The sequence below is a fragment of the Chloracidobacterium sp. D genome (genome assembly GCF_018304685.1).
GTDB classification, from domain to species: Bacteria; Acidobacteriota; Blastocatellia; order Chloracidobacteriales; family Chloracidobacteriaceae; genus Chloracidobacterium; species Chloracidobacterium thermophilum.
The window spans coordinates 977,898-994,244 of the sequence record NZ_CP072635.1; the positions used below are offsets into that span (position 1 = coordinate 977,898).

Here is a 16,347-nt window from a genome sequence, read left to right on the forward strand (position 1 = left end):
AGGGGGGCATTGACTGGGCCGAACGTAATCTCAAACGGATTGAACTCATCTACCCTGATGGCACGACGCGCACCATCGAACTGTGGCGTGGCGACCCGGCCGGCGAGTTGGCCTATGCCTCGATGATGGCCCGGTTGCGCCATGAAGCCGCCCGCAACGGCGATTATGACCGGATGTTTGATGCGCGTGGGTTTTTACGTGAGAGCGTCTTCAACGATACGGGCGGCGGGCAGGGACAGACGCTTTGGGAACGCTTACCGCCCGATTCTCGAAGGACTGGGCGTGGATTACTTCCGCAGCCAGACTTCGACGGCACCCGGCGGTTGCCTGGACATGGCCCGCCACCTGCGCCTGGAGGTGCTCGATGTTCCTTACCTGGATGCCAGGACGCGGCTCAAGCGTATGCTCAAGTACCTGTCCCGCGCCCACACCTTGGCCCAGGCTGCGCCAGGGTTCAGGGAACTCATCGCCGATGATCCGCTGCTCTCCGATCCAGCCTACACCTCGCTGCTGAGCCTGGCCCGCGCCGTTGAGAAAGCCACGCCGGCCGAACTCGGCATCCTGCTCAAACAACATTTCGGCAATTACCCGGACGCCGGTTTGCAGGAACTCGGCAACCGGCTGACGGAGATGATCCTGCGGTATTCGGAAGTCGCCTACCAGGCCGAGATTGACCGCATCATCCTGCAGGAGCCGACGCCGGAACGCCGCCGGCAGGCTTTGGACCGGCTGGAAAATGATTTTCGGATCATTGAGACCAGGGGCGACCCCGGCGGCTCCTATGCCGAACATGCCCGGGCCGCCCGGCAAACCATCGAAAAGGTACGCCAGGCCGAAGCGGACGGCACGATCGAGGCCCTGCGCCAGCAGCGCCGCGCTTTTGAAAAGATTCGCCAGGCCGAAGCCGGGAAAAAGAACCGTCTGAAAGAGCTTCTGGAACTCACCGGACTGGGGCAGGAACTGCTCAAGCGGGCCGGTCAGATGCTGGACATCGGGCGCATCTTTCCACCGGCCGAGGGGCGCTACCGAAGCGGCACAGTTGATCTGTTGACCGAGATCGGCACTTCGGCGCGGGCCCAAGGGTTGAAGGTGGTGGATTATCTGGGGTCGGCGTCCATGTGGGCCGGTGTGCTGAACAGCATCACCACGGCGCAAAGCGATGTCGAACTCGTCATGGCGCTGAGCCGGACCCTCGTGGAAAACACCTTTTTCGGGATGGTCTTCCAATCGCTGTACGCCTTCAAACAGGGTGACAACGCGGCTTTTCTCCGGGCCGTGATGTATCTGCTCGTGCCTGAAACGGCGCTGCCGGCGCTGGTCGAAGCCCTCGGCGAAACGGTCATCACCCTGGGGGCACAGACGCTGTTCGACCAGCAACTCGACCGCCTCTACGCCGCCAGTCACTTTGATGACCAGGCACGGCTCATTGATCTGGGGGGGCTGGGTGTCGGCGGGGTGCCCGGCGCACGCCAGTTTGTGGACGCCATGTGTGACAGAGAAGCCGAAGCCGTGGCGCAGGATTTCATCCGCCGCTCAACGGCGACGGACTTCGGTTCGGGCGCCAATCGCCTGGCCATTCTGGCGCTGGCCAGAGCCATTCAGGCCACCGTCAACCAGGGGCGGCCGGGACTGTTTACCCAGGATGGCCCACTGATGCGGGCCTGTGCCGGAACTCGCAAGGTCAATGAGGACCTCACTGACCTGGGCAAAATGTGGGGCGTGAATCTGCCCCAGGATGCGACCACGGCGGGAGCGTGGGCGTCGTCTCTTGACCGGGGGCAGCGCCGGGCGCTCGATACCCTCCTGGCAGCCCGTGAGTCCTGGCGGCAACAGGCCCGGCAAGCCACGGCCGAAGCCATTGTGCGTACTTTTGAAGAACGCCGGGCCGCCGAACTGGCGCTGGATACCGACCGTGGCCGGAAGGCCGTCGAGCAATATGAACGGCTGCAAACAGTTTTCAAGGCATTGGAAATCACGACGGAAGGGAACCGGTCGCTGGAGGCGGAAGGCGCACCCTATAGCGTCATCAAGGGGTGGCTGATGTCTGACCGGGAGAAACAGGTCGCCGCCGTCAAAGCCATCCAGAAGTTTCTTCGCGTGTACGAAGGTGTTGTGCAGGCACGGGACGCCATTGAAGGCGCCATGATCAGCCGGTTGGGCCGGGTCGTCCGACCACGGCCCCTGACGCGCTCGCTGCCGTTGACCGCCAAGCCCGAACTCGATGCCGACCTGCTCCGGCGCTACATCACCGATATAGCCAAAGCTGAGGCTTCGGTGACGCATGACCTGGAACTCATCAAGCGGGCCAAACTCGAAGGATGGGTTTGTTTTGACCCGCAAGCCCGCGGTCATCAAAGGCCCCTACGGGTGGGAGAGCCGTGTGACGGCCACCGTCCAGGCCTACATTGAGCCGGTGTCCACAACCGATGAACTACAACATCCGCAGGCTATCCGCGCCTGGGCGGAAAAAATGTTGAAGGACCGTCCGCAGGGCGACGTGCCTTCTGACATGGCGGTTGGGCTATTCAAAGGCGGCGGCATCGAAGGGGTCAGCAGTTTGAAAATTGGCGCATTTGACGGGGCGCTGGCGGATTTTGCCGTCTGGATACGCCGTGGGTCGTGGGGCTCTGGATACACCGGTTCTTACTTGGGAGCGAGTGGGCGGGGGCAGGCCATTGGCAAACCGGGGCGCCTGGTCGTCAGGTACAGTGTCAGCGGCGGCGGTTGCTGGGACAACAGCGACCGCGCCTACCTGGTGCGACAGGTTGAGGCCGCCCAGCGCGAAGCGAAAGCCATCATTGCCAGTTTACCGGGCTTCCCCGCGAAAAGCCCCTCCCTTCAGGGCGGGGATGGATAGCGAAGAATTGCTCCTGATATTCGTTCGGAAGATAGTGCATCATATCACCATGGCAACCGTAACCAAGACCCTCAAGCTCCCTTTCCTGCGCCTGAACCGGGTCAAGGCGGAAGAATTGGCGCGTCTTCAGTCCCGTAACACAGAGGTTGCCAATACGATCCTGGCGATGCCGAAACCAGAACGGCGCAAGCTCACTAGCGCAAGCTCACTAGCCGGTCGTTTGCCCAGATCGAGATCGGCAGCGCATGGATCAACCAGACCATCTGCAAAACCATAGCCCGCACCAGAGTCAAGCGATTCCGTTGCCTGCCTCTGGAAACCAGTAATCAGAACTGGACGCTGCACAGGGTAGGGTTGTCACGCCTGTGGGCGTATCAACCACAGGAACAAACACGCCTACCGCTGCGAACGCTGTGGCAGGCGGGCACATGCCGATGCCAATGCCGCGATGAACATCCGGGATTGGGAAGGCTTGTGCTGTCCGTTGGTTCTTGAGGCTCCGGCGGACGGGCCGCATGACCCGGCCCTGAAGCGTGTAAGTGACACCGCCGTACAAGCGGCGGCGTAGTGAGAAACGCAACTTCTCGCGACGGGCGGGAATCCCCCGCCTTCAGGCGGGAGAGGAGGTCAAGACGTACCACTGGAACTACGGCCGGGGGGCGCGTCCCGGAACCGTGGGGCTGCTGCACAGCAGCGGGAAGCTGTACGGTCCGTGGCAGGCGCGGGGGACGCCGGGGCAGGGTGGCGTGCCGAATGCGTACTGGGAATGTGCGCCGAATGTCGTCGTACCGGCCGGGACATACACGGTTGTGGATTCCGACCCGGCGACGTGGGCACAGAGGAGTGGAGGCGCCGGGATAGCGCAGGTGAAGGGGTATCCGGTCGAAGAAAGCAGTCGGATGCCGCCGGCCAGTCCACCGGACAACCCACCCGGTGGCGGGAGACAGCAACCGCCGCCGCCCAACCCTCCAGGTGAGGGGACGCAGCAACCCCCACCTTCATCCCGGAAGGTGATCGAGGCCGTGTTCAAAAATGCTTCAAGTGACCCGGTTCACATCTGTGTTGCCGGCGAAGCCTTCAGTCCCGGAAACCGCATCGGGCCAGGTGAGACCCGCACGGTACGGGTCACGATTCCGGCCGATGCCGAGCGCACCGGCCGCGTCAGGTTCGTTGCCGGGCGCAATGGGCAAGTCCTCGCCACCGGTATGTGGGATTACGATCCTTCCTTCCCGTCAAGGTATCCCGTGGTGACGTTTCCTGACGAGAGCAACCCCTTTGCAAGGGGCAAGCTGGTTGTGACAACGGGCCTGCGCTAGTTGCGGCAAGCGGTCTCCTCTGAACCCTGGCGGTGAGCTGGCTGATGAAACCGGCTCGCCGCCAAATTTTTTTCATCCGCTGGCATGCCTGACGCCTGTTTTGCGCTTGAAGGGGTGAAGGGAAAACCACTGCGACACGACCCCGTCATCGCCGTCCCCAAACCAGGCAGAGGAGCAGGTACCATGGCCACCGCGACATATACTTCACCAACCATAACCAAAATCGTTTTGCGTCATGTCAGTGGTTCGCGGGTCAACCAGAGTGAGGAATTTCCGCTGGCGCACCTGAACGAACTGGAGATCGGGCGTGATGCTGCCTGCCGGGTTCGCTACGACCCGGACCGGGATGATCTCGTGGGGCGGCACCATGCCAAAGCATCGAGGGTGGAGAACATCCAGTCTTCACGCTGAAAGACCTGGGAAGTCGCAATGGGACGTATGTCAACCGGCAGCGGATTGCGGCTCCGGTTCGGCTCTATCCGGGCGATGTCGTACAGCTTGGCCCGGGTGGGCCGGAGTTCATCTTTGATCTTGAACCGCGTCCGCCGGAAGCCCCCCGTCCCACGCGCATTGCCGGTGAAGGGCTGGCTCCAGCGCCGCCCAAACCGACCCGGGTGGCCGATGTTCAGCCACCGGCTGCCATGGCGCCAGCCGCCATGGCTTCTCCAATGACGCCCCCTGGGGGGCCGGCTGGCGCTCCGCCGCCTGCCACCTGGCAGCCGCCGGTTGCGGTGACGCCGGTTGCAGCAGGGGGTGGGATTGGCAAGGCGACGGTCGAACGCATGATTGGCCAGGCCAAAAGTGACAACCGGTTGACCATTGTGCTGGTGTCCTCCCTGGTGCTGCTCGTGGTGGCCGGGCTGGTCAGTTACCTTGGCTATCTGGGATACAAGCAGCAGCAGGTGAATACAAAAATTGTTGTTGCTGAGCAGGAAACCCAACGGGCCAAACAGCAGGCGGAAGCAGCCCGCTCGGAGGTTGAGCGTCAAAAATTGGATACCCCTCTCGATGCCAGCGCCATTGCCGCGGCGAACTCGGCGTCCGTGGTGTATCTCGAAGTTGGCTGGAAGCTGATCTACACCCCAACCGGACAACAGTTGTACCACCGCTTCCAGGACGGTTTGCCGCTGTTTGTACGCCTTCAAGACGGCACGATTGAACCGTGGTTGACCACGGATTCAAAGGGCAACCGCCCGATTGGCGGCGAACACACGGGCACGGGGTTTGTCGTGAGTGAGGATGGTTTCCTGCTCACCAACCGGCATGTGGCCGCGAGCTGGAAGTCGCGCTATGAGTTTCCAGATGCCACTGGCATGGTCTTCGATGTGGGTAGCGGCAATTGCACCTTTCTGGCGACCCTGCCGGAGTGGGTGCCCAGCGAGACGAAGCAGGCCGGAGGGAAGTTTCTCCAGGGTGGCTTCGAGGGACGCAACGACTATCTCTACGTAACCTTTGCCAACAAAACCCAGCGGATTTTGGGCCAGCTCTCCGTGGCTTCGGACCGCCACGACGTGGCCCTGGTCAAAATCGGTGTTCCGGGACGGATCAAGCCCGTCGAACTGTTTGACAGCTACGACAGCATCAAGCCCGGTGACAGCGTCACGGTCCTGGGGTATCCCGGACTGACGCCGAAGAAATACGGTGTCGTTGCTTCCAAAGACATCTTCAACCGTGAGGCGCAGACCAGAGTGGTGCCCCATGTCACCGTCAGTTCGGGCGTCATCAGCTCGCTGCTGCGCGATGACACCTCGACGACCATCGCCGGTCGGGACCGGATCGTGAGCGTCATGGGGGACAGCTATCAACTCTCCATCAACTCGACAGGTCCGGGCAACAGCGGCGGACCGGTTTTCGATAACCGTGGGCGCGTCATCGCCGTGTTCAATGCGGGCGCCGAGCGCGTCACCTACGCCGTGCCGATTCGGTATGCCCTGGAGTTGATGAACCCGGCCAGCCGGTAGGCGCTGCCAGAAGCCACGTGCGCTGGCAGAAAGGAGAGACGGCCATGACGCAAGGTGTTGGTGACATCCAGCTTTCCCAACCGACGCTGGGCGTTGCTCTGCTGAGCGATGTGGGTTGTCAGCGGAGCGTCAATGAAGATTTTGCGCTTTCGGAAGTGCCCCCGGCTGAAACGTCGGAAGCCGCGCACAAGGGGACGCTGGTGGTGGTTGCCGATGGTCTTGGCGGCCACGCGGGAGGGGAGGTGGCCAGCCGGATGGCGGCGGAAGTCATCCGCCAGGTCTATTACACCTCGCCAGCCGAGCCGGCTGAAGCCCTGCGGGAGGCTTTTGTCGAAGCCAACCACCTGATCTGGGAGACTGCCCGGCGACACCCCCTGCTGCGCGGCATGGGAACAACCTGTACGGCGCTGGCCATCCGGGGATGGGAAGCCTTTGCTGCCCACGTCGGGGATACCCGTCTCTACCTGATTCGGGGCGGGCGTATCTACCAGATGACCGAAGATGATTCAGAGGTCATGGAGTATGTCCGCCAGGGGCGCCTGTCACGCGAGGCTGCTGAGCGGCATCCGGAGAAAAACATCCTGCTCAAGGCGCTGGGCACGAAGCCCACCGTCACACCGGGTTTCTGGGAGCGCCCCTTACGGGTATCCGCTGGGGATCGGTTTTTGTTGGTGTCGGACGGCGTGCACGACCTTGTCACCGACGGGGAAATGTGCGCCGTTCTGCTTGACTCGCCGCCGGGCATTGCCTGTCAACGTTTGGTTGATCTCGCCAAAGCGCGTGGCGGCCACGACAACATCACGGTTGGGGTGGTGTGGGTGTCTGGTTCGGAGGGGCCTGCGCGGTCAGTCGGGGCCATGCCTCCGCTGCTGCGCGAGACCCGGGAAGTGAGGGTCGTCTCATGATCGGCAGTGTGATTGGCACTTATCGCGTCGAATCCTGCCTGGGGACGGGTGGCATGGGGACGGTCTATCGCGGTGTGGATGTCATGCTTGACCGTCCGGTGGCCATCAAGGTTCTCAAGCCGGAACTCGTCAACAACCTGCAACTCATCGAGCGGTTTCGTACCGAAGCCGTTCTGCTGGCGAAACTCAATCATCCCAACATTGCGACGCTGTATGGCTTTTTGCCGATTGGTCCCCACCAGTTCGCCATGGTGATGGAGTTCCTGCCGGGACTGTCTCTCGATGCCTGGCTGCGACAGTACGGGGCCATGCCGCTGGGCCAGGCCGTTGTCGTGTTTTCCGGCATCCTCGATGCCATCGGCCATGCCCATCAGCACGGCATCATTCACCGCGACCTCAAGCCGTCCAACGTCATGATGTTGCCGGATGGCACACCCAAGGTCATGGATTTTGGCATTGCCCGCGCCATGGGAAGCAGCCACCAGACACGGGTCGGCGCCATTGTGGGCACGCTCGAATACATGTCGCCCGAACAAATCCAGGGCAAGGAAGCCGATGCCCGCAGCGACATCTATGCGCTGGGGATTCTGCTTTACGAAATGCTGACCGGGCGCGTGCCCTTCGTTGCCGACAGTGAGTACGCCCTGCTTCAGGCACACATCCACAATCCCCCGCCGCCGCCACAGGTGTTGACGCCGACCATCCCGGAAACCGTCGCCCAGGTGGTCCTGCATGCCCTGGAGAAAGACCCGCTGCGGCGTTTCCAGACGGCGGAAGAATTCAAGCTGGCCCTGTCGCTGGCTGCTGCGCCGGGCCTCGCTTCAGTTCCTGCCCACCTGCGCGTGGCCGTTCAACTTCCACACGCGCCGCCGCCCGTAACACCCGTGGCGCCTGTGGCCGCACCTTTCACGCCGCCGGCCAGGGCCATACCGTCTGTGGCCAACCCCACCCTGCCACGTCCGGCGTTGAAGCCAACCGAACCGCCGTGGCGCAAGGTGCTCACCTGGAGCCTGGCCGGCTTTGCCGTCTTTGCGTTTCTGCTGGCGATGCTGGCTTATGTCTGGGTGCACCACCACCCGGCCACGCCACCGACAGGCAGCGTGACGACACCGCCTCTGCCGCCAGACAGGGAATCAGCTTCTTCCCAGATACCTGCTGCGACATCGCCGGTATCCATCGAGGAACGGCCGACCACGGTTCCGGAAACTGATCCAGAGAACACTCAGACCTTGCCACCACCCGGAGCGCCGGTTGGCTCGACCCCGACAACACCACCATCGGTGGTTCCGCCACCGGTGGCATCCGACCGGGCGACGGCGCCGGAAGAGTCCAGGGAAAAGCCATCGCCGAAACGCAGGGACAAAGACCGCGCCGTGGTAAGTGAGCGCGAACGCCGCCGCCGCGAGGCCCTCAAAGCCCTCGACCAGTGACGGCGCACTGACCAGGAGAAAGTGAGGTGGACGATGAACTGCAGAAGAGGACCTTCCCGGTCGTGGACTTTCTTCGTCTTTATGATCGTTTTTCCCCTCATCCTGAGTTGGCAGTTCTCCAGCTCCGAGATGCTTCTCGTTGCGGGCCAAGCGCCCCAGGCTGCCAAACAGAACCGGGGCGACAAACCACTGCCCGCGCCAAGCGTCCGATTCGCTTGCCCGGTTTGACACAGGCCCTCCGCATCAATGGACTGTCAACGGCAGAGATTATCCGTGAGATTGAACGGCGCGGGGTTGATTTCGAGCTTACAGACGAGAACGAGCAGGCATTGCTGGCCGCCGGTGCCACGCCCGAAATTATCGAGGCTGTACGCCTCAACTACCGTGGCATCCTGGCAGACCCGGTTGGCATGTACGAGAACGATACCCAGTCCAATGCCACGGCGACGAACAACAACGCATCGTCCTGGAAACAGGATGCTGAGTCGTCAGTCAACACGCCGCCGCCCCCAACTCCAGGGCCGGACTATGATGAAATTTTCGACCAGGGGGTGGCGGCCCTGCGCAGTGAGCAGGCCGATCTGGCACTGACCCACTTCACGACGGCCGCCAGCTTGAATCCTTCCGACCCGCGTGCCTTCTCAATGCTGGGGATGACCTGTCTTTACTGGAAGCCGGACCTCGCAATGGCTGAACGCCACATGCGGCGCGCCATCGAGTTGGGCGGCAGTGCCGCATTACGGGTAGCCCACGACCACGATGGTTTCTTCACCAGCGTTTGCTTTGGCTCCCTGTTCATCAGTTCCCAGGATGTGACCTTCCGGGCGGATGATGGCCAACATACCTTTGCCGCCACCCGCGACAGCATCAGGGAATTCAAACTCAACGCCTTCGTCGGGTCGGAATACGGCGCTTTTCACATCAAGGTGCGCACGGGTCAGAACCAGACCAAAAACTTCAACTTTGCTCCCCGGACACAGCAGCGTTCTGAATCAGAGCTGGCTATCCGGCTCTACAACGCCGCCGGCCTGACGCGCCTCCCGCCCTCCAGGGACTAGCCTCCTCCAACCGTGTGTGGTGAAATCAAAACATCACCACACACGCATTGGGTCAGTCTGTCACGAGGGGATTGCCTGCCGGCAGAAGCCAAAGGGCGCCAACCCGGCAGAGGGTCCCGGCCGTGAACGTGCCATAACGGGCGCGCAAGCGCTGCTGTCAAACCCTCAACCTGTGACTTCTGACTGACCGGGAAGAAGAGAGGTTGGGGGAGCGATGAACCACAAAAAGAGCACTTCCCGGTTGTGGGTCTGCCTTGTCTTTCTGGCTTTTCCAGTACTGACGCTGAGTGGGCAACCGTCGGTTTCCGGGAAAAACCTGGCTTCTGAACGGTTGCGCCAGACCGTCAAACAGAAAACCAGACGACAAACCGCCGGTATCGGACATCCCATGCGCCTGGTTGGGCGGGCAGAATGTTTTTCCCTCAACCACCCAAGCTGCAAAGGCGTTGCCCCACCCCACAACTGGAGGTCCTCCGACAACCCCCCGCAGGACCCGGCGCAGAATACGCCGCCTTCTGATGCCTGGGCGCCGGAGTATGAACCTCTCCTGAAGCAGGGCATGGAGGCCCTGTGGAGAAATGAACCGGATAAGGCAGAGCGTCTCCTGACAAAAGCGGCCGATCTGGAACCTTCCGGTCCCTACGCCTTCTCACTGTTGGGAATAACCTATCTGTACTGGAAAGACCAGTTGGGTGCTGCCGAGTACTGCATGCGCGAGGCCATCAAGCGGGGGGGAAGTGCCGTGTTCCGGGTCTTTCATGACCACGATGGCCTCTTTGTACGCAACTGTACCGGCTATCTGCATATCAGCGCCGACGGCGTGGCCTTCCAGGCCGACGATGGCCAACATACCTTTACCGCTGACCACAACAGCATCCGGGAATTCCTCCCCAATGAGTTCGTCGGATCGGAATATGCCGCCTTCCATGTCAAGGTGCGTGACAGCCAGAAAAAGACGAAAAACTACAACTTCGCCCCCTGGACGAATCGGCATGCTGAAAAAGAACTTGCTCTGCGGGTCTATAGATTTGCCACGGGGATACAGCCCGCCACCCCATAGCCTTGACCTCCCAAAAACTGTGGGTGGTGAGCTTGAGACCTCACCACCCACGGGATTGACTCACGTCTGCCTGTTGCCAGGAACTTAGGATTGGCCGCGGGCAATCGCGTCAAACTGCGTCAAATTGTACTGCCGCATGAGGCTGTGCAGCTTGTTCGTGTATTCCGGGTCCGTGGCATACCCGGCGCGGTGAATTTCCGCTGCAAACCGGAAGGCATCGTGCGTGTGCCGCATGGCTTCGGCGTAGCGCGGGCTTTGGGTGAAGAGCCGCGCGTGGTCAGCAAACGACTCCTGCGGCGTGTGGTATTTGCGGAATTGTGCGTTCACGTAAACGTCACGCCCGTTGATGACTTCGCGCGTCCGCATCGTCACCGAGCCGGCCGGCCCCGTGCCCTTGATACCGAAAAAGTTATTTGCCTGGCGGGACAACTCTGAGCGGCCCCAGCCGCTTTCCAGAATGGCCTGGGCAATGGTGACGGAAGCTGGCACGCCGGTCTCCCGCTGGTTGCGGATGGCATCCGCCGCAATCGAATCAATGAAAGCATTGCCCGTGCGTGGAATCTGCCCGATGGGTGCACTCCCACCCACGCCGGAAGGCGGCGGGCCCGGATTGGGGGCTGGTGTTGGAGCCGGGCGCGGCGCTGGCGCTGGCGCGCTGGATGACGGCGGCAGGCGCAGTTCCTGACCGGGATAGATGAGGTTCGGATTGCGAATGTTGTTGAGCCGGACGAGTTCATCCACCGTTGTCCCGTGCCGCTGTGCAATTTGGGATAGCGTATCGCCGGGGCGTACCGTGTACGTCCGGGCCGGCAGGCGCAGTTCCTGACCGGGATAGATGAGGTTGGGATTGCGGATGTTGTTGAGCCGGACGAGTTCATCCACCGTCGTCCCGTGCCGCTGCGCAATCTGGGACAACGTATCGCCGGGGCGTACCGTGTAGGTGCTGCCACCACCCTGCACCCGTGCCAGGGCCTGGGTCAGTGCCTGCCGGGTCTGTGGCCCGTAAATGCCGTCCACGGTGATGCCAGCATCCCGCTGGAAGGCGCGCAGGGCGGCATCCGTCCGGGGACCGAAAACGCCAGGGCCGGTGTTGTAGGCGGCTTCGGTCATGTAGCCAAGCCGGATGAGGGATTGCTGAAGCGCGCGGACGGCTTCACCCCGGTCGCCCTGCCGCAGTGTGGCCTGTGGCAGCCCGGTTGTCGGAGGTGTCGTGCTGGGAGGTGTTGCCGGTGGCGGCGTTGGAGCTGGCGGTTGCGGGGTCGGTGTGGGGGCGGGCGATGAACCGCCGGCTGCACGTCCCCGGTCATTGACCCAGTATTCAACCGGCCGGCTTCCGAAGGTGTCGCGTACGTGGGCGTAGTTGACATTGGTCGAACCGGCCTGCGCAATGGCCGGGCCGCGCTCGTTGATGTTGCCCGGACGCACGATGGCCACGTGGCCAATCCCGCCTGGGTTCTTCCACCCGACCATCGTCGGGTGTCCCTCATTGGCCAATCGCTGGGCTTCTTCGGCGCTGACCCGCCGCCAGCCGTGCTGCGCGCCGTGCTGACGCAGCCAGTCCATGGTGGCATTGGCGTCGAGTTCACGGCTCTGGCTGTAGTTGTAAACAGTCGTCGGCTGACCGGTCCGTTTGTCCACCCAGTGCGGAATTTCAGCGCCCATGGCGCGGGTGACATCCCAGACAAAAATGTTGCAGAACGTGTCCTTGATGCCGTCGCCGCTGGAGTCACGGATGGCGTAGCGCGGGTTGTGCGCCACGGCAAACTGGTTGATGACGTTGTTGTAGGTCTCCGGTGTCCGGTGGTTGGGATCGCCTTTGAGCGGCGCATCAATCGGGCGCGCGGCATTGGTGTTCGTCGTCCCGGGTGCCGGGCGTGTGCCGTCGTAGATGAGGCCCGATGTCAGCCGCGCGCGCGTCATGGCGCCGGCGGTGGAAAGTTCTGCCCGGCGTGTGGCGGCCTCCTGAGGCGTGGCCGTGGCGGCGCTGGTCGTCTGACGGCGTGCCGTTGTTGCCGGGGTTGTGGTTTGACGCGAGACGGGAGGTGGCGAGGAAACCTGCCGGGTACGAACAGACATAGCGCGAGCCTCTCTTTTCCGGGGTCGGGATTCCAGGGATTGCGGCCACATTCATGACCTTCTGACCTGGCAACCAGGTTATCGGGTGGCTTCGGCAGATGTTGCATCCATGTTGCCGAAAAACATGCTGATGTTCTCCAACAAGCCTTCGCTTCCGGCGTCGCTTTTGATGAATGCTGCTAGAAAAACCGGCGTGAGTGATGTACTTGTGAAGTGTGCTCCTCTTGAAGCTGAACGACTGACCAGGTTGTGTTGGCACTTGGGGACGGCCGGCTGGCTCCTGCTCTATGACGAAAGGAAAGCAACGGGAAGCTGCGGCCTGTGCGCGAAGTTTCGGGAATGCTACTGAAGAAACGAGGCTCCCCCTCTATGCCGGACTCCCTTGCCTGCCTTGCCTCCACCACGACCTTCGTGGAGCGGGATGTTTCTCCACCGGACAGCAACCAGGCTGGCATCAATCAACTTGTGGAAGATGTCTATGCTGAGTTGCACCGTCTGGCGCACGCTCACATGCGGCGCGAACAGGGACTGCATACCCTGCAAACCACGGCGCTCGTTCACGAAACCTACCTGCAACTGGCCAAGTACAAGCACCTGAACCTTATCTAACCGACGGCTGTTTTTCGGTCTGGCCAGTCGGATCATGCGTCACATTCTGGTGGACTATGCCCGTAGTGCCAAAGCGGCCAAGCGTGGCGCGGACTGCCGTCTGGTATCGCTTCAGGAGATACCGGCAGTGGCCGGACTGCCAAGCGCGGACATTCTGGCCCTGCACGAGGCCCTGCTCCGCCTCGAAGCCCACGACCCCAGATTGGGGCAGGTACTTGAACTGCATGCCTTTGGCGGGTTGACCAACCTGGAAATTGCCGAGGCGCTGGGGTTGTCGCTTCGCACCGTCAATCGGGAGCTGGCACTGGCCCGGGCCTGGTTACGGCGTTTCCTGTCCGTCAGTACGCCGGGTTCTGACGCTGAAGCCGCGGGCTGCCCGACGGCGGCCTGATTCGTCAGGTTTTCCCAAAAACAGAAGCAGGAGGTCATCCCCCCATGGCCACTGACTTGTCTGCTGATCGCTGGGCGCAGGTCAACGAAATCCTGCGCCAGGCGATAGAACTGCCTCCGGCGGCCCGCCGTGAGTTTGTGCAAACGGCCTGTGGCGGGCATCCGAGCCTGTGCCGGGAAGTGTTGGAGTTGCTTACGGCCTACGAGGCGGATGAGGCTTCGTGGAACTTTGGCTCTTCACCGCTGGTTGACCATGCTCTCCGCGCCCTGGCCGCCAGGCAAACCGCATCGGTGCTCGAAGATAAGGTTGGCCCCTACCGCATTCTCCGTGAACTCGGCACCGGAGGCATGAGGACCGTCTATCTCGCCGTGCGGGATGACTTGGATTTTGAACAACGGGTCGCCATCAAAATCGGACACCAGTACGCCTTCAACCGCGACTTTTTGCAGCGCCGGCTGCGAACCGAACGGGCCATTCTCGCCCGCCTCGAACATCCGAACATTGCGCGCCTGCTGGACGGCGGAACAACCCGGAACGGGTTGCCCTTTTTCGTCATGGAGCCGGACTCTAGCTTGCCGTATAGTACGCGATAGTGTATAATAATGCTCATGGAAAGCACTATAAGCACAGGCAAGGCGGCAAAACTCCTTGGTGTCTCGGTCAAGACGTTGCAGCGTTGGGAACGCGAAGGAAGGCTGATTCCGGTGGCCCGAAGGGATAAACCGCCGCCTCTACACTGAGACGCAGATCCGTGAGTTCATCGGTTTGCGGCAGGCCAACCATGCGCCAACAAAGCTTGTCGCCTACTGTCGGGTATCGAGTGCGGCGCAGAAGCCGGACCTGGCGAATCAGCGCAAAGTGCTGGAAGCGTTCGTGGTGGCGAAGGGATTGGCGGGGGTCGGGTTTATCGAGGAAGTGGGCAGCGGGCTGAACTTCAGGCGCAAGCGGTTTCTGGCCCTTATGGACGAGATCGGGCGACGGGAAGTCAGGATGCTGATCCTCGCTCACCGGGACCGCCTCACCCGTTTCGGCTTTGAGTGGTTCGAACATGACGCCCAAACCCATGGCTGCGAAGTGCTGGTCCTCAACCAGGAACGGCTGTCTCCCGAACAGGAAATGGTGCAAGACTTAATGACCATCGTGCGCTGTTTTTCGTCTCGGCTATACGGTTTGAGGAACTATCGAAAGAAGTTGGATGAAGCGCTGAAACAGGATGCGAATGACGTCAAAAAGGCCCAACAATGCAACTAACCCACAAGATCGCTCTTTGTCCGACTCCTGAGCAGGTGGACTGCTTCAAGCGCGCCTGCGGCACGGCGCGGCGTGTTTGGAACTGGGCGCTCAATGAGTGGAACAGGCAATACGCAGCAGGCGGCAGGCCAAACGCCATGGCGCTCAAAAAACAGTTCAACGCCATCAAGTACACCGACCCGCAGTGGCTCGATGAGAACGGTCGGCCTTGGTTGCAAGACATTCACCGGGATGCCCACGCCCAGCCGTTCAGGAATCCCGCCAAAGCCTGGGAACGGTTCTTCGCCGACCTCAAGGAGGGCAAAGAAGCGCACGAGCCACGGCTCAAGAAAAAGGGCCGTTGCCGCGACAGCTTTTATGTTGCCAACGACAAGTTCACCCTGGAAGGCAAGACGATCCGTCTGCCCAGGATCGGTGAAGTCGCCATGACCGAGGAGCTGCGCTTCGCGGGCAGGATTTTGGGCGCAACGGTTTCTCGCACCGCGGATCGTTGGTTTGTGGCCATACAGGTCGAGGTGCCTGATGCGCAATTCTATCGGCGTCGCACGTCGCACGAGGTCAACGGCATCGACCTGGGCATCAAGGCTGCCGCAACGATCTCCAGCGGTGAAGTCATCGAGGCGCCAAAGCCGCTCAAAGCAGCGCTGCGCCGTCTGGAAATCCGTAGCCGACGTCTCAGCCGCAAGCTGGAAGCCGCCAGGAAGGCAGCAGGATTTGAACGCCATGCCCGCCTGCCCAAAGGAACGCGCCTGCCGGTATCGAACAACCGGCAGAAGTCGGCTGCGATATTGGCAAGGCTCTATGCCCGCATGGCCAATATCCGAGCGGATTTCACCCACAAGCTCACGACTCGACTCTGCCGCGAAAACCAGGCGTTGGTGATCGAGGATTTAAACGTCAAAGGGATGCTGCAGAACGAGAAACTCGCCCGCGCCATCTCTGACGTGGGTTTTGGGATGTTGCGCTCGCAGTTGGAATACAAGGCCCGGCGCTACGGTACTCAGCTTACCATCGCTGATCGCTGGTATCCAGGCAGCCGACTGTGCTCCATCTGTGGCTGGAAGAACGAGGCGCTGACATTGAGAGATCGAAAATGGGTGTGTGCTCAATGTGGTGCGCACCATGACCGTGACCTCAATGCGGCGCTGAACCTGAAACGGCTGGCAACCGAAACTGCCCTACCCGTGGCGAGTCCGTCCAGCAATGGCGGCGCTGCGGCGGGGACCGTCCCCGCCGCAGTCGGGAAAGTCACGCCTGTCAGATACGACGGTGGTCAACAGGACACGTCGGGGCAGGAAGAGAACCGTGCGCACTTTTGCGCACATTCTTGATAGCAGGACGGCATACCGAAGCTCATTGATTTTGGCATTGCCAAGCTGCTGGACGAGCAGACCTCCACAGCCGAAGCCCACACTGTCACCCGCCAGCGGGCG

The 16,347-nt window shown here is 61.7% G+C and carries 14 protein-coding genes and 2 pseudogenes; 15 read left to right on the top strand and 1 reads right to left on the bottom strand.

All coding sequences use genetic code 11. The annotated features are described in order from the left end of the window. The first annotated feature begins 333 nt into the window (after positions 1–333). The 10 genes and pseudogenes from J8C01_RS15180 to J8C01_RS15230 all read left to right on the top strand — a co-directional run bounded on the left by J8C01_RS15180 (position 334) and on the right by J8C01_RS15230 (position 10,587). Positions 334–2,409: a hypothetical protein gene (locus J8C01_RS15180; protein ID WP_211432983.1), complete on the top strand. Its 2,076-nt coding sequence runs from the start codon at positions 334–336 to the stop codon at positions 2,407–2,409. Beyond that, positions 2,381–2,857 carry a hypothetical protein gene (locus J8C01_RS15185; protein ID WP_211432984.1) on the top strand — a complete coding sequence of 159 codons (477 nt, stop codon included), beginning with the start codon at positions 2,381–2,383 and terminating at the stop codon, positions 2,855–2,857. The genes J8C01_RS15180 and J8C01_RS15185 overlap by 29 nt, the downstream gene beginning before the upstream one ends. A gap of 367 nt (positions 2,858–3,224) precedes the next feature. Further along, positions 3,225–3,425 (top strand): annotated as a pseudogene (locus J8C01_RS15690) (zinc ribbon domain-containing protein); the annotation flags it as partial. Further along, positions 3,397–4,173, top strand: coding sequence for a hypothetical protein (locus tag J8C01_RS15195; protein WP_211432985.1), 777 nt, complete (start codon positions 3,397–3,399; stop codon positions 4,171–4,173). The pseudogene J8C01_RS15690 and the gene J8C01_RS15195, both read left to right, overlap by 29 nt. 183 nt (positions 4,174–4,356) lie before the next feature. Further along, positions 4,357–4,584 carry a hypothetical protein gene (locus J8C01_RS15200; RefSeq protein WP_211432986.1) on the top strand — a complete coding sequence of 76 codons (228 nt, stop codon included), beginning with the start codon at positions 4,357–4,359 and terminating at the stop codon, positions 4,582–4,584. Positions 4,585–4,829: 245 nt separating this feature from the next. After that, positions 4,830–6,134: a S1 family peptidase gene (locus J8C01_RS15210; RefSeq protein ID WP_211432987.1), complete on the top strand. Its 1,305-nt coding sequence runs from the start codon at positions 4,830–4,832 to the stop codon at positions 6,132–6,134. Positions 6,135–6,178: 44 nt separating this feature from the next. Beyond that, positions 6,179–7,039, top strand: coding sequence for a PP2C family protein-serine/threonine phosphatase (locus J8C01_RS15215; protein ID WP_211432988.1), 861 nt, complete (start codon positions 6,179–6,181; stop codon positions 7,037–7,039). Continuing rightward, positions 7,036–8,469 carry a serine/threonine protein kinase gene (locus J8C01_RS15220; protein ID WP_211432989.1) on the top strand — a complete coding sequence of 478 codons (1,434 nt, stop codon included), beginning with the start codon at positions 7,036–7,038 and terminating at the stop codon, positions 8,467–8,469. Before J8C01_RS15215 ends, J8C01_RS15220 begins: the two co-directional genes overlap by 4 nt. 224 nt (positions 8,470–8,693) lie before the next feature. Further along, a complete protein-coding gene (locus tag J8C01_RS15225; RefSeq protein WP_211432990.1) occupies positions 8,694–9,527 on the top strand; it encodes a tetratricopeptide repeat protein in 834 nt (277 codons plus the stop codon). Between the two features lie 214 nt (positions 9,528–9,741). Then, entirely contained in the window at positions 9,742–10,587 is an 846-nt protein-coding gene (locus J8C01_RS15230) for a tetratricopeptide repeat protein (protein WP_014101492.1), read from the top strand. A gap of 84 nt (positions 10,588–10,671) precedes the next feature. Here the strand turns inward: J8C01_RS15230 and J8C01_RS15235 are convergent, their stop codons facing one another. Continuing rightward, positions 10,672–12,663 carry a LysM peptidoglycan-binding domain-containing protein gene (locus tag J8C01_RS15235; protein ID WP_049787552.1) on the bottom strand — a complete coding sequence of 664 codons (1,992 nt, stop codon included), beginning with the start codon at positions 12,661–12,663 and terminating at the stop codon, positions 10,672–10,674. Positions 12,664–13,032: 369 nt separating this feature from the next. Here J8C01_RS15235 and J8C01_RS15535 point away from each other — a divergent pair, with 369 nt between their 5' ends. The 5 genes and pseudogenes from J8C01_RS15535 (at position 13,033) to J8C01_RS15260 (ending at position 16,245) form a co-directional block, all read left to right on the top strand. Then, complete coding sequence (locus J8C01_RS15535) at positions 13,033–13,272, top strand: ECF-type sigma factor (protein WP_211432991.1); 240 nt, start codon at positions 13,033–13,035, stop codon at positions 13,270–13,272. A 34-nt stretch (positions 13,273–13,306) separates the two neighbouring features. Next, a complete protein-coding gene (locus tag J8C01_RS15540; protein WP_211433304.1) occupies positions 13,307–13,663 on the top strand; it encodes an ECF-type sigma factor in 357 nt (118 codons plus the stop codon). Between the two features lie 44 nt (positions 13,664–13,707). Then, a complete protein-coding gene (locus J8C01_RS15250) occupies positions 13,708–14,256 on the top strand; it encodes a protein kinase family protein (RefSeq protein ID WP_211432992.1) in 549 nt (182 codons plus the stop codon). A 15-nt stretch (positions 14,257–14,271) separates the two neighbouring features. Continuing rightward, positions 14,272–14,914: pseudogene (locus J8C01_RS15255) on the top strand (IS607 family transposase). Beyond that, positions 14,905–16,245 (top strand): RNA-guided endonuclease InsQ/TnpB family protein, encoded by a 1,341-nt coding sequence (locus J8C01_RS15260; protein ID WP_211432993.1) that lies wholly within the window; start codon positions 14,905–14,907, stop codon positions 16,243–16,245. The pseudogene J8C01_RS15255 and the gene J8C01_RS15260 overlap by 10 nt, the downstream one beginning before the upstream one ends. The last annotated feature ends 102 nt before the right edge of the window (positions 16,246–16,347 follow it).

What these genes read in the sequence shown, in the direction of transcription:
- J8C01_RS15220 (WP_211432989.1), top strand. Translation starts at nt 7,036, where the DNA reads ATGATCGGCAGTGTGATTGGCACTTATCGCGTCGAATCCTGCCTGGGG.
- J8C01_RS15260 (WP_211432993.1), top strand. Translation starts at nt 14,905, where the DNA reads ATGCAACTAACCCACAAGATCGCTCTTTGTCCGACTCCTGAGCAGGTG.
- J8C01_RS15200 (WP_211432986.1), top strand. Translation starts at nt 4,357, where the DNA reads ATGGCCACCGCGACATATACTTCACCAACCATAACCAAAATCGTTTTG.
- J8C01_RS15250 (WP_211432992.1), top strand. Translation starts at nt 13,708, where the DNA reads ATGGCCACTGACTTGTCTGCTGATCGCTGGGCGCAGGTCAACGAAATC.
- J8C01_RS15230 (WP_014101492.1), top strand. Translation starts at nt 9,742, where the DNA reads ATGAACCACAAAAAGAGCACTTCCCGGTTGTGGGTCTGCCTTGTCTTT.
- J8C01_RS15180 (WP_211432983.1), top strand. Translation starts at nt 334, where the DNA reads ATGGCCCGCCACCTGCGCCTGGAGGTGCTCGATGTTCCTTACCTGGAT.
- J8C01_RS15535 (WP_211432991.1), top strand. Translation starts at nt 13,033, where the DNA reads ATGCCGGACTCCCTTGCCTGCCTTGCCTCCACCACGACCTTCGTGGAG.
- J8C01_RS15215 (WP_211432988.1), top strand. Translation starts at nt 6,179, where the DNA reads ATGACGCAAGGTGTTGGTGACATCCAGCTTTCCCAACCGACGCTGGGC.
- J8C01_RS15235 (WP_049787552.1), bottom strand. Translation starts at nt 12,663, where the DNA reads ATGTCTGTTCGTACCCGGCAGGTTTCCTCGCCACCTCCCGTCTCGCGT.
- J8C01_RS15540 (WP_211433304.1), top strand. Translation starts at nt 13,307, where the DNA reads ATGCGTCACATTCTGGTGGACTATGCCCGTAGTGCCAAAGCGGCCAAG.
- J8C01_RS15210 (WP_211432987.1), top strand. Translation starts at nt 4,830, where the DNA reads ATGGCTTCTCCAATGACGCCCCCTGGGGGGCCGGCTGGCGCTCCGCCG.